Origin of the sequence: Delftia sp. S65 (genome assembly GCF_016516495.1) — a bacterium.
GTDB classification, from domain to species: domain Bacteria; phylum Pseudomonadota; class Gammaproteobacteria; order Burkholderiales; family Burkholderiaceae_C; genus Comamonas; species Comamonas acidovorans.
In genome coordinates, this window is the sequence record NZ_JACVUR010000120.1 from 1 (window position 1) to 250 (window position 250).

The 250-nt window shown below is 70.8% G+C and carries 1 protein-coding gene; it reads right to left on the reverse strand.

Annotated elements, in window-relative coordinates; all coding sequences use genetic code 11:
- The coding region (locus IAE24_RS30075; RefSeq protein WP_200016426.1) for an SBBP repeat-containing protein at positions 1-250 on the reverse strand (250 nt) is incomplete at both ends.

Below are 250 nucleotides of genomic sequence, written 5' to 3' on the forward strand. Positions count from 1 at the left end.
GCCGCCCAGGTAGGTGCTCTGCTCCAGGGTGCGCAGGTCGGCGGACAGGCGCGCGATGAAGCCGTCGCGCCCGCCAGCGGCGACCGGCTGTGCGCCGCCCGCCGTGCCAGGGAAGTCGGTGGAACTGGTATCGCCTGCCACCAATACCTCACCTGAGGGGGAGATGGTCAGGGCTTGGACAACGTTGTAGCCTGCGCCGCCCAGATAGGTGCTCTGCGCCAGGGTCCGCAGGTCGGCGGACAGGCGTGCG